This window comes from Desulfobacterales bacterium, assembly GCA_030066985.1.
Lineage (GTDB): Bacteria > Desulfobacterota > Desulfobacteria > Desulfobacterales > JAHEIW01 > JAHEIW01.
This window is the reverse complement of the sequence record JASJAN010000001.1, coordinates 20,021-33,297: the sequence shown is the minus strand read 5'-3', so window position 1 is coordinate 33,297 and position 13,277 is coordinate 20,021. Positions and strand designations below refer to the sequence as shown.

The 13,277-nt window shown below is 50.6% G+C and carries 7 protein-coding genes; 6 read left to right on the top strand and 1 reads right to left on the bottom strand.

Going from position 1 to position 13,277, the window contains the following annotated elements; all coding sequences use genetic code 11:
* Positions 1 to 31: 31 nt before the first annotated feature.
* The 6 genes from cooS (at position 32) to QNJ26_00085 (ending at position 12,774) form a co-directional block, all read left to right on the top strand.
* Entirely contained in the window at positions 32 to 2,068 is a 2,037-nt protein-coding gene (gene cooS, locus QNJ26_00110) for an anaerobic carbon-monoxide dehydrogenase catalytic subunit (protein MDJ0983912.1), read from the top strand.
* Positions 2,069 to 2,139: 71 nt separating this feature from the next.
* Positions 2,140 to 4,356 carry an acetyl-CoA decarbonylase/synthase complex subunit alpha/beta gene (gene acsB / locus QNJ26_00105; GenBank protein MDJ0983911.1) on the top strand — a complete coding sequence of 739 codons (2,217 nt, stop codon included), beginning with the start codon at positions 2,140 to 2,142 and terminating at the stop codon, positions 4,354 to 4,356.
* 122 nt (positions 4,357 to 4,478) lie between these two features.
* Positions 4,479 to 5,819: an acetyl-CoA decarbonylase/synthase complex subunit gamma gene (acsC, locus tag QNJ26_00100; protein ID MDJ0983910.1), complete on the top strand. Its 1,341-nt coding sequence runs from the start codon at positions 4,479 to 4,481 to the stop codon at positions 5,817 to 5,819.
* 91 nt (positions 5,820 to 5,910) lie between these two features.
* Positions 5,911 to 6,801, top strand: a complete 891-nt coding sequence (locus QNJ26_00095) for a dihydropteroate synthase (GenBank protein MDJ0983909.1) — start codon at positions 5,911 to 5,913, stop codon at positions 6,799 to 6,801.
* 511 nt (positions 6,802 to 7,312) lie between these two features.
* Positions 7,313 to 11,509 carry a PEP/pyruvate-binding domain-containing protein gene (locus QNJ26_00090; protein MDJ0983908.1) on the top strand — a complete coding sequence of 1,399 codons (4,197 nt, stop codon included), beginning with the start codon at positions 7,313 to 7,315 and terminating at the stop codon, positions 11,507 to 11,509.
* A 2-nt stretch (positions 11,510 to 11,511) separates the two neighbouring features.
* Positions 11,512 to 12,774, top strand: coding sequence for a glyceraldehyde 3-phosphate dehydrogenase NAD-binding domain-containing protein (locus QNJ26_00085; GenBank protein MDJ0983907.1), 1,263 nt, complete (start codon positions 11,512 to 11,514; stop codon positions 12,772 to 12,774).
* Positions 12,775 to 12,935: 161 nt separating this feature from the next.
* On the opposite strand, the gene QNJ26_00080 is transcribed toward QNJ26_00085, so the two are convergent.
* A complete protein-coding gene (locus QNJ26_00080) occupies positions 12,936 to 13,232 on the bottom strand; it encodes an antibiotic biosynthesis monooxygenase family protein (protein MDJ0983906.1) in 297 nt (98 codons plus the stop codon).
* Positions 13,233 to 13,277 lie beyond the last annotated feature (45 nt).

Genomic DNA, 13,277 nt, shown 5'->3' with positions numbered 1-13,277 from the left:
CATAAATCCAATTAGTGGGGAGGAACCACATATGCCAGAAACAACGGACAAGAAACTAGCAAAACCCGAAAAGGCCAAAAAAGTTGCTGACCCGGTGGCGGCTTCAATTGACCAGGCCAGTCAGCAAATGATCCGGCGCGCCCAGGAACTGGGCATCGAGACCGTCTTTGATCGCGCCGTCACCATGAAACCCTGTAATATTGGTATCCAGGGCACCTGTTGTAAAAATTGTGCCATGGGCCCCTGCCGTCTGCCGCTTCCAAAATCCGGCATCGAAGGTGAAGACGAACGCAAGGGACTGTGCGGCGCGACCGCCAACACCATCGCCGCACGCAATTTTGCCCGTATGGTGGCGGCCGGATGTGCAGCCCATTCAGATCATGGGCGCAATGTTGCCGAAGTCTTTCTGGCAGTTGCCAACAAAGAAACCGGTGACTACAAAATTAAAGACCCCAACAAACTGATCGCAATCGCCCCCCATTTTGGGGTGGACGTCAAAGTCGAAGTGGATGGCGAAGAGGTCGACCGCAACCTGGACGAAATTGCCCTCGAAGTGGCTGAAAAAGCCATAGCTGAATGGGGCAAACCTGAAGGCGAGCTGGATTATCTCAAGCGCGCTCCCAAGCCGCTGTATGAACGCTGGCAGAAGCTGGGCGTGCTGCCGCGCAACATCGACCGTGAAGTTGTGGAGATCATGCATCGCACTCATATGGGCGTTGATCAGGACTACAAAAACATCGTTAAACAATGCACCCGGGCTGCGCTGGCCGACGGTTGGGGCGGTTCGATGATGGCCACCGATCTGCAGGATGTCATGTTCGGCACGCCCTTTCCGCTGCAGACCGAAGCCAATCTGGGCATCATGAAAGAAGATCAGGTCAACATTATTATTCACGGGCATGAACCGGTTCTGTCCGAGATGATCGTAGCTGCCGCCCAATCAAAAGAAATGATCGATTACGCCAAAACAAAGGGCGCCAAAGGCATTCAGCTGGGCGGTATCTGCTGTACCGGCAACGAGATCCTGCAGCGTCACGGCGTGCCGCCAGCCGGCACCTTCCTGCAGCAAGAGCTGGCCATTGTCACCGGTGCCTGCGATGCCATGGTGGTGGATGTTCAGTGTGTGTTTCAAAACCTGGCCAATGTGGCCAAATGTTTCCACACCAAATTGATCACCACCCACCCGATTGCCCGCATGGAACAGGACAATGTGACCCACATCGAATTCGATGAGCACCATGCCATGGAAGATGCCAAGAAAATCGTTAAAATGGCCATCGATAATTTCGAAAACCGCGGTGCCGACGTCATGATCCCCGCCCAGAAGGCCGCACAGATTGCGGGTTTCGGCGTGGAGTCGATTCAATATCATCTGGGAGGCTCCTTCCGCGGGTCTTACTACACCCTAAATGACAATATTATCAACGGTCGCATCCGAGGGGTTGCCGGTGTGGTGGGTTGCAACAATGCGCGCAACCGCCATAACGAAGCCCATCTGACGCTGGTCAAAGAGCTGGTCAAAAATGACGTCATCGTTCTGACCACCGGTTGCAACGGCATCGCCTGCGCCATGGAAGGTTTGCTGACACCGGGCGCTGCGCATGTTTACTGTGGGCCTGGTTTGGCTGAGGTGTGTGAGACCGTGGGTATTCCGCCGGTGCTGCACCTGGGCTCCTGTGTGGACAACAGCCGTATTTTACTGGCGGCCACCGAAGTGGTTAAGGCCGGCGGGCTGGGCAATGACCTTCAGGACCTGCCGGCGGCCGGCGCCGCTCCGGAGTGGATGAGCGAAAAAGCCATCAGCATCGGTCAGTATTTTGTGGCCTCAGGTGTCTATACCCTGTTCGGCGTCAATCTGCCGGTCACCGGCGCGCCGGTATTTCAACAGTATCTGTTTGAAGAGCTGGAGAAAATCTACGGTGGCAAGTGGGATCTGGCAGCCGATCCGCTCGAAATGGCGCGCAAAATGATCGCCCATATCGATAAAAAGCGCAAAGAGCTCGGCATCGACAAAGCCCGCGAGCGGGTCCTGATGGACATGGCGGATCGCCAGCGCCTTGAAGCATAAACAAAAACAGGTATGCAGGGATTGCATCCCTCAATTAACAATTTAAAATCCTCAAAAAAGGAGGAAACTGTATGTCTAGGTTAGTTGCATTTGCCGCAATTCAAGGCGGCTACAATGTTGTGTCGCAGGTTGAAGGCGAATACCAAAAAGCGCTGGATACCTTTAACGCAGATACCAAGGTGGGATTTCCCAACACCGCCTACTATCTGCCGGTCATTTATTCGCTGTTGGGAATCAAAGTTGAAACCCTGGAAGACATCAAAAAGCCGCTGGATGTGGCGCGCGAGCTTCTGCCGCCGCACATTAAAGGCATGAACCATCTGCCCTATCTGGGGCCCCTTCTGGATGCCGGCATGGCCACTCTTTTTGCTTTTGAGATCAGAGAGGTCCTGCGCTACTTGAACGAGCCGGATTTTTATCACCATTCCGAGGACATCGATGAGGATGCCGGTAAAATATGGCTGGGTGCCGCCGATGACACTGTTTTCCGTAAACGCGGTGTCGAGTTTGTGGACGGCTCTGCTCCGGGGTTTGCCGCCATCGTGGGCGCCGCCCCGAGTCCTGAAATCGCCAAAGAGATTGTCGAGGATTACCAGAGGCGCAGTCTGTACATTTTCCTGGCAGCCGGCCACAACAATACCTCGGTGGCCCAGCAGCTGCTGGAAGCCGGGGTTCAGATTGGCTGGAATACCCGCATCGTGCCTTTTGGTCCGTATATTTCATCGGCTATTTTTGCGCTGGGCTTTGCCAACCGCGCGGCGATGGCTTTCGGCAACGTCCAACCGGGCGATTATAAAACCATGCTGCTCTACAACAAAAACCGCATCTTTGCCTTCGTAAATGCGCTGGGCGAGGTCGGCACCGATTGGGCCGGTGCGGCTGCGGGATGTGTCAACTGGGGTTTTCCGACCCTGGCCGACACCGATATCCCCGAAGTGCTGCCCACCGGTATCTGTACCTATGAGCATGTGGTGGCCAACGTAACCCATGAAGAGATGGTCCAAAAATCGGTTGAAGTCCGCGGCCTGAAAGTCAGCGTATCTGAGATCGAAATTCCTTGCTCTTTCGGACCGGCCTATGAAGGCGAGCGTGTGCGCGGTGCCGATCTGTTCGCCCAGATGGGCGGCGGTAAGACCCAGGCCACCGAGCTGGTCAAAATGGCTGAAATGAATGAAATCGACGACGGCAAAGTCGAAGTAATCGGACCGGACATTACCGAACTCAAAGAGGGCGAGACCATGCCGCTGGGTATTTATGTCCAGATCGCAGGCCGTGAGTTTCAGACGGATTTTGAGCCGATCATCGAGCGCCAGATCCATCACTTGATCAACTATATTCAGGGCATCATGCACATCGGCCAACGCGATATTGCCTGGATCCGGGTCAGCAAAGCCGCTATCGAAAAGGGCTTTACCCTCAAAGATATCGGCACGGTGCTACACGCCAAATTCCATCAGGATTTCCAGAAGATCGTCGACAAGGTCCAGGTCACCCTTTACACCGATCAAAAGGATGTGGATGATCTGACCAAGCGCGCCCGGTCCGAATACAAAGCTCGCGACGAGCGTGTCGAAAAGATGACCGATGAAGATGTGGAAACCTATTACTCCTGCACCCTGTGCCAGTCCTTTGCGCCCAATCATGTCTGTACGGTCAGCCCCGAGCGCACCGGACTGTGCGGCGCCTATAACTGGATGGACTGCAAGGCGTCTTTTGAAATCAATCCCACCGGCCCCAACCAGCCGATTGAAAAGGGCGAATGCCTGGATCCGGTTCTGGGCCAGTGGCAGGGTGTCAATGAATTTGTGCAGAAGGCTTCCCGCGGAGCCGTGGATCATTACAACTTTTACTCGATGGTTATTGATCCCATGACCACCTGCGGCTGCTGCGAATGTATCGCCGCCATGCTGCCGTCCTGCAACGGTGTGATGACAGTAGGTCGGGATTATTCCGGTGAGACACCCTGCGGTATGAAGTTTACCACCTTGGCCGGTGTTATGGGCGGCGGCGCATCTTCGCCGGGCTTTGTCGGTCATTCCAAATTCAACATCACCCAGCGCAAGTTCATCCTTGGCGATGGGGGCATCAAGCGCCTGGTGTGGATGCCGAAGGAACTGAAAGAGGAAATCCGCGAACGGCTGGTCAGACGGGGTGAGGAAGTCGGCATTCCGGATCTGGTTGACCGCATTGCGGACGAGACCGTCGGTGTCACCGAGGAAGAGATTCTGCCCTTCCTGCAGGAGAAAAAACATCCGGCGCTGGAGATGGATCCAATCATCGGAGGATAAAACATCAGTTGCGGGTATACGGGTTACGGGTTGTGTGTTTAGCAAAAATACACGCGCAACTCGTGATCCCAACCCGGAACCCGAAACGCGTAACACGCGACTCGTAGATAAGGAGATAAAGAATGGCATTAACCGGTATTCAGATTTTTAAACTATTGCCGAAAACCAACTGCAAGGAATGCGGTGTGCCGACCTGTCTGGCATTTGCCATGAATCTGGCCTCCGGCAAAGCGGAATTGGACAGCTGCCCTTATGTTTCAGATGAGGCCCGGGAGCAACTGGCTGAAGCCTCCGCACCACCGATTCGCCCGGTGCCCATCGGCAAAGGTGTTCGCGCTGCCACAACGGGAGGGGAAACGGTCCAGTACCGTCACGAAAAAACGTTTTTTAATCCCACCCTGCTGGCCGCCACGGTTCAATCCGACATTGCGGAGTCTGATCTCGACACCAAACTAAAGGCTTGGAATGCTTTTCAATATGAACGGGTAGGCTTGAATTTGCGGCCCGAACTGGTGGCCCTCAAAGATGCCAATGGCGACAAGGATGCGTTTGCCAATACGGCCAAAAAAATTGCCGAAACTTCTGAATTCAACCTGGTGCTGATGACTGAAGATCCCGGCGTTATGAAGGCCGCCGTTGATGTTTGTGGGTTCAAACGTCCGTTACTGTACGCCGCCACTGACGACAATGTGGCAGAGATAGGGGCTGTGGCCAAGGAACAAAGCTTGCCCGTAGCCATAAAGGCTGATTCGGTGGAAGGCCTGGTGCCGTTGAGCGAAAAACTCACGGAGATAGGAATTAAGGATATCGTTCTGGACCCCGGATCCCGTGAAATTAAACAGGCCCATCAGGACCAGGTGGCCATCCGCCGGGCGGCGCTCAAGGACCTGAACCGCTCAGTGGGCTATCCCACCATCCTTTTTCCAAACGAAATGGCCTCCAATCTGGACATGGAAACATTGATTGCCGGCACCTTTGTTGCCAAATACGGCGGCATTGTTGTGCTATCGGATTTTACCGGCGAAAGCTTGTTTCCCCTCCTGCTGGAACGCTTAAACATTTATACCGATCCCCAGCGACCCATGACGGTGACCGAAGGTATTTATGAAATTAACAATCCGGATGAAAACTCACCGGTCATGGTGACGACCAATTTTGCGCTGACCTACTTTATCGTATCCGGTGAAATTGAAGGCAGTCGGGTTCCCTCCTATTTGTTGATCAAGGATTCTGAGGGGCTATCGGTTATGACCGCCTGGGCGGCTGGCAAATTTGCCGGTGATGATGTGGGCATGTTTGTCAAAAAGTCCGGCATTGCGGACAAAGTCAAGCACCAGGAACTGGTCATTCCGGGGTATGCAGCCGCCATTGCCGGGGATGTTGAGGAAGAACTGTCGGGCTGGAAGATTACGGTAGGGCCCAGAGAAGCGGCCCATATCCCTGGATTCCTCAAGGCAAAATAACCCTTTCGATTGGCGATTGACCGCTGCCTGACACATGCGGTTCAATCGCCAATCGGAACTGTAAACTGGTCGATGAGAAAAGGGAGGGTCTATGTATTTAATCGGAGAAAGCTTAAACGTCATATCAACAAAGATCGGCACGGCCTTCAAAGAACGGGATCCCAAGCCGATTCAGGAGGAAGCCCTTTTCCAGAAGGAAAAGGGAATGGATTACATTGACATCAATCTCGGTCCGGCCAAAAAAGACGGCCACGAATTGATGCCCTGGGTAGTGGAGACTGTGCAGGAGGTTGTCCCGGATGTACCGTTGGCGCTGGATACGTCCAATATCGATGCCATCGAGGCGGCGCTCAAGGTTTACAAACCAACATCCCTGCCACCGCTGGTGAATTCGATCATGGTTCGCCCCGAGCGGTACGAGCGCATGGTGCCGCTGGCTGCTGAACACAACGCGGACTTTATTGCCCTGATGTGGGGACCCGAGGGGTTGCCGCGGGATGAAAATGAACGGGCGGCGCTGGCGGTTGAGTTACTCTATTTTGCCAATGAGGCCGGAATTCCCAACGATAAAATCTGGGTTGACGGCATTGTAACCCCCGTCAATATTCAGCAGCCCCAGTTGATCAGCCTGATGACTTTCCAACAAATGCTGCCTGAAATTGCGCCGGAAGCCAAAAGCACCTGCGGTCTTTCAAATATTTCCAACGGACCGCCGGACCACCTGCGCCCGATTTTGAATCAGACCTACATGGTCATGCTAGAAAAATATGGCATGTATTCTGTGATCGCAGACCCTCTGGATGACACGCTGATCGATATCGCTAAGGGCAAACGCCAGGACATCGTTGACTTGATAAACGGCATGCTGGACGGCAACGAGCCGGACATGGCGTCACTTTCTGAAGAAATGCAAAATTACGCTAAAACCGTCAACGTCATCCTTGGAAATTCGTTGTATTCTGATTCCTGGCTTGAGTTGTAAGATCAAGTTGCCCTTCGACCGCGCTCAGGGCTGTGGGCCCTACGACTGCGCTCAGGACTGTTGGCCTGTCGAAAGGCCTGTTGAACGTCAAAATGCGCTTTTTGAATAGGGGCTGTGCGCGCGTAAATCGCATAATATCAAATCGAAAAAAGCCTCTCCCGCTATGGGGGGAGGCTTTTTTGGTTTTATTTGGGCAACTGATTTTTATCTTTTATGGGTGGCAGACGAAATTCACATTGTCGCGCGAACCCCCTGCGTTTCCTTGAAATTGGCCATGAACTTTGGTACGCTTAGCTCATAGGTTCAGAGGTTCTGGGTTCAGAGGTTCAAAGGTTCAGGCCCTTGGATCTTTTCCTCTGGCCATCGACTTTATATCTTTCAGATTTTTCTGTTTGTCTAACCTCTGAACCCTTGAACGTTGAACCTTTGAACCAGCGGCTGATACTTGATAGCCTGTAAGTGAAACCATTTATGTTTGATTTTCTGCTTTTTTAAGGAAAGACGAGCAGCAGTGAAAGTTAAATCCAAAGCACTTGAAGTGAATTTGGCCGACTATCATGTCGATGTCGCCATTGATGAAAAATATGCAACCCTTCAGGAAGTCTTGTCCCAATATTACGGGTTGATGGAGGGGCTAAACACGCTGTTAAAGGAGCTGTCTCATCCGTATAAGAACTGGCGCTTCATTGTCATCGAAACTCGCAAGTATTCCCTCGAATATTTTCATCTGATAAAAAAACATCCCAAAGGACCGGCAGCAGCGCAGCTGCTAATCGATATTTTCTTTGATGCCATAGATTCCGAGGTTGAAATGAACGTCAAAATCGATGCCATTGATAATCTGCAGCTGTTTTTGCAAAAGGTCCTCAAGGATTCAGGCTCGGAAATAGAGATATTTTTGCCGCCGATCGACAGCGCTTTTTCGCGTATCAGCGATTTACCCGATGATATTTTTGCCCTCTTTGCGCGTAGCTACTATCAAATCGATCGCTTGGCTGAGACCTTCCTGAACTGCGTGCCGAAATCAGATGGTGTTTTTAACACCATCAACCGCCTGTTGATTAAATTTTATCGCGTTACCTATGCCTACTGGTTGAGCGAAAGAGACCCGCAAGCCTGGTTTGCAGGGGAAATGTCTGAAAGGGACCAGCGCAGCACGTATTTGCCATTTTTTAAAAGCATATCGCACACACAGCTGGTAGACTGGAACCAGCAACTTAAGCAGATGATGCATCATCAACGTCTTGATTCTGACAAAACACTGAAGGCGCTGTTGAAACTTCCCGGGTTTAATCAGATTGTCGAGCAGTATCGCCACATTCCGCGGCATCTGTTAAACAAGGCCGGCGGAAACGGGCGCGGTCGGCATCTTAAGCTCATATTTTTATTTCATATAATGAGCATCACCGGTCTATCGCTTATTCATCGACAAACCTTACGCGATATTAACCAGACCCTGGGCTGGATTATCGAAAATGAAAATTACCGTGACATTCAAAATCTGATCGAGAAAACCTTTTCCATCCTGAAAGAGCGTGCCAGTATGTATCCGGCCACGACGCTGAACTGTGTGCTCAACATGGGACAAGGCGTCTACAAAACCGACGATATCGACCTCATCAATTTTTTCATCGATTCGGTCATTGATTTAGGCTTTGCCGCACCGAATATTCAGGGCGTTGACAACAATTGGCAGATACAGGTTAACAAGACCCATATTTTAAACATTCGCACCTGGCTGGAGCTGATCAAATTAGACCCCAAACGATCCATTCGCCTGCTTTCCGCCCTGATTATTCATCTGTCCCTTTGCGGTGTATTTATCAAGGATATTGATCTTTTTCCTCGCGATATTACCCAATTGTTAAACAGTGGCATCGGTCCTGTTTATAACCTTGCCAAACAGCTCACGCGCCTGTTTCCGGTATATTTCAATGATATTGGAGCTGAGGGCCGGCTAAGGGATATTTCGACACGCATTGATGAAATTTCTCAGCGCCGGGACATTCTCATCCACTATCTCAGAAAGCAAAGTCATGTGGAAAGCAGCAATCGCATCATCGATCTGATGGAGGCGGTTCTCTATTTTTGGCAATCACGCGATAAAACCCGTCTGGAACCTTATATCCCCCCTGCTATTTATGATCAGATCGAAACTCAAGGACTGTTCATTGATGGTGTTTTTCAAATAATGGGCCATCTAAAGGAAAAGGGTATTCGCAATCCAAATGATCTGCTGGCGATAAGTGAGAAAAACATCGCCCACTGGTTGGAAACCATCAAAGGCGTTCCCGCGCTCGACCGGGAGCGTGTGGAACTTGCGGCAGCATTCTATAAGATACTGAACCAGAAATATAATTTCGATTTAATTGAGCTGGATGCCTACCTTGCCCAATTGCGAACAGAGGCGTTACCGGATTTAAATCGGCTCGAGCTGGCCTTTGTCGAACCGGATTTGCACAAGCGGTTGTTTATGCTGCTTGAGTATATGGAAAAATTACAGGCCGTCATTTTATCTGAAGAAACATATGAAATCCGCCAGGACATTTATAAAAAAAGACATATCACCATCGATATACCGTCAATGTACGGCAGTTATCATGAAATGAAATTTGACTGCCTGGGGCTTACCTTTCGGATCGAGTCACTGGTCAATGTTCTTTTTGAGCAGCTGATTGAAAATATTGACCTGAGTCTGATTACCAAGGCCACTTTTCATCAAATATACAGTTTGTTGCGATTGTTTGACAGAGCCTTGAAGCTGGACGGCATTTCATCCAAGGAATTCGAACGCCAGCTTGAATTTTTAGCCCATTCCCTGGAGGTCAAAGGCTTTACCTTAACGCAATATCTGGATATTTTTAAAGGATTTGCCCAGGCCGTCAAGAACATGGTCAATGATTATTTTAATAATATTCATGGCCAGAACCTAACCCGGATTTTTGCCCAGACACCGCTGGGCACACTGTTGCCGAAATTTCTACCTTCAGGTGAAACCATTGATAGCGAAAACCTGCAATTGCGTGTTTCCGAGATTTTCTTCCGGGACCGTATCGCCCTGAGTCTGGGGCTGCAGCAACTCGATCTGTTTTTAAGCCGGATTTTAAGCACCCTTTTTCAACAATCCTACAAATTGCCTAAAGATAAGCTTCAGCGCTTGCTTCTGTATGATCCCCAAAATGCCATCACGCCGATTGACTCTTCCCTGGCGCGTTTAACCGGCATCATCTATCTGGGCAACAAAGGACTAAACATGGTCCGGCTGAAAAGTTTTGGCTATCCGATACCACCGGGTTTTATCATCACCACCGAAGTATTTCGTTGCCGTGAGATTATTGAGAGCTACCCGCCGGCAGAGCAAAATTTTAAAGAAAAAATTATCGACAATATCTCAGCCCTGGAAAAAGTGACCGGTAAGATTTTCGGTGATCGACAAAACCCGCTGCTGCTATCCGTGCGCAGCGGTTCCTCCATATCCCAACCGGGCATGATGGACACCCTGCTGGATGTCGGCAACAATGAGGAGATTACAGAAGGCATCGCCGCAACATCCGGTAATGCCTGGTTTGCCTGGGACAATTACCGCCGATATTTGCAATGCTACGGAATGGCGTATGGCTTGAAGCGCGATGACTTTGATGCCATCATCAACGAATCCAAACAACGGCTGGGAATTCCCCTCAAGAGAGACTTCACCGGAAAGCAAATGCGTGAAGTTGCCCTGACATACAAGCAGTTGATCCAGGAGGCCGGTATTGAAGTGGTGGAAGATCCCTACGAGCAGCTCCATCTGGCCATCAAAGGGGTTCTGGCGTCATGGGAATCATCACGGGCCATGGCCTATCGACGGATAATCGGAATATCAGAGGATTGGGGCACAGCAGTTACCGTTCAGGCTATGGTCTATGGCAATATATCCCAGCAGTCCGGCACCGGTGTTGTTTTCACCCATAATCCCCGCTGGTCCGGCGATACCCTGAAACTATGGGGCGATTTTACCATCGGTAATCAAGGTGAAGATGTCGTCTCTGGACTGGTTAAAACCATGCCCATATCGATCTTCCAACAGGAAATCGAAATGCGGGAAACCGATGTTACCATGGAGACCCATTTTCCGGAAATTTATCAGGCATTGAATGACTGGGCCCATGACCTGATCGATGAAAGAGGCTGGAGCCCGCAGGAAATCGAGTTTACCTTCGAAGGGTCGTCACCCGATGATTTGTATCTGCTGCAAACCCGCGATATGGCCATTCGTGAAAGAAAGCAAGTGCTGACCTTTGATTTTGAGCAAGATCCCCAGAGATTGTATCTGGGACATGGTGTCGGCGTCAGCGGGGGAGCCATGAGCGGGCGTCTGGTGTTTACCCTAAAAGATATCGAAGAATGGCGGGTGATGGATCCCGGTGCGAATTTGATTCTTGCCCGCAACGATACTGTCCCCGACGATATCCGGGAAATCCATGCGGCTGATGGGCTGTTGACCGCTCGCGGGGGGCTGACCTCTCACGCAGCTGTCATCGCGCACCGGCTGGGTAAAACCTGTGTGGTCAGTTGTACCAATCTGGAATGTAATGAAAAGGAAAAATACTGTGAGTTTAATCAACTTAAAATAAAATCCGGCGAGCACATCAGCATTGACGGGCACGAAGGACCGGTATATCAGGGTTTAATCAAGGTCAAGGAAACCAGGAAAGGAGCCAATTAGACATGGCCAAGGCGGATTTATCTTCAAGTGGCAGTAAGTTGGGTGTCAACGGATTTGGGCGCATTGGTAAATTGACCCTCTGGCACCACATTGGCCGAAGATTTTTCGATGAGATTATTGTCAATATCGGAAGACAGCCGGGTTCAAGCCTCGAAGACATCGCCCATTATTTTGAGCGAGATTCAACCTACGGATGGCTACACGGCTATCTTCACGGGCATCGCGGTCAACCGGTTATAGAAGATTTAAATGAGGACGATGGCTCGATGATGGTTGATGGTGTTAAAGTGCGATTTTTAAGAACACATCGCAACCCGGTTGAGATTGGCTGGCGCGATCATGACGTACGGCTGGTGGTGGATACCACCGGTCAATTTTTGGATCCGACTCTGGATGCCGATCACGAAGGTGGGGCTCTTCGGGGCCATCTCGAGGCCGGTGCCGAGAAGGTGATTGCTTCTGCGCCGTTTAAACTAAAAAACAAAGGTGTTTCAACGCCCGAAGATGCCGTCACCACTGTGATGGGCATCAATGAAAACGATTATGACCCCAGACGTCATCGGATCATTTCAAATGCTTCCTGCACAACCACCTGCTTGGCACATATGGTCAAGCCCTTGATCAATGCTTTCGGTCCTAAAAAGATCATGTCTGCATCGATGGCCACCGTCCATGCAGCCACCGGATCTCAGGAGGTGTTGGACCGCCTTCCGAAAACCGGCAAGACCGATCTTCGCAAAAATCGCAGCATCCTGAACAATATCATTCTAACCACCACCGGTGCTGCCAATGCATTGAGACTGGTCATACCGGAAATGGCTGAAATCGCCTTTATTGCTGAATCCGTCCGCATACCCGTTCAGACCGGATCTTTGATCATACTGGTAGTCAATTTACAAGAAGAGCCGAGCGGCCCTTTTATCACCCGGGATACCATCAATGACATATTTGAACAGGCGGCCCGCGAAAACGCCCAGGGCTACCTATACTTTACCAACAAACAGAATGTTTCCGGTGATATTATCGGTATGCCGCGGGTTGCGGCCACCATCGAAGGCCACGAAACCCACACCCGTACAGCCGAGGCAACGATTGATTTAAATAAAGTACCCGGTTTGGGAAAAGGAAATTTTGGCAATCTGAAAGAATCGATTATCCGGGTACCGGTCACCCAGGCGGTTATTTATGGTTGGTATGATAATGAAATGGGAAGCTATGTGAATATTTTAGGGGATCGAACGGTATCTATTGCGGAGAGTATCTAACTAGAAACTTATGTTGCGAGTTTCGAGTTGCGTGTTACGCGTATCGCTATCATCATCAATCAACGCGCAACGCGCAACCCGGAACGCGCAACTCTCTGTATGCCGGGTATACGCTAAATGTATTAAAATTGAATCTGGCACACGAGCGTTAAGGTGAGTCGTTACTCCGCAAAGCCGTAGTGGAAGATTTCGTATTCGGTTGTGCCGCCCAGCAGAGCATCGATCTGATCCTGAATCTGTTGGCGCTCATTGCTTTGCACCCATCGCTTCCAGTCTTCTGATGTTTCCCATGTACTGATTACCAAAAATTCATCCGGCTTCTCAAGGTTTCGCATCGTCTCGCCGGTGATGTAGCCGGTTTGTTGATTGGCCATCGATCGCATCTCGCGAAAAAGCGGTATCATTTTTCTAGCCCTATCCTCCGGTACTTTACGTCGAATTAATATTTTAACCGCCATAAGAGCCTCCTCATTTATAGTAGGTTTTTAAATTTCGACTTTGAT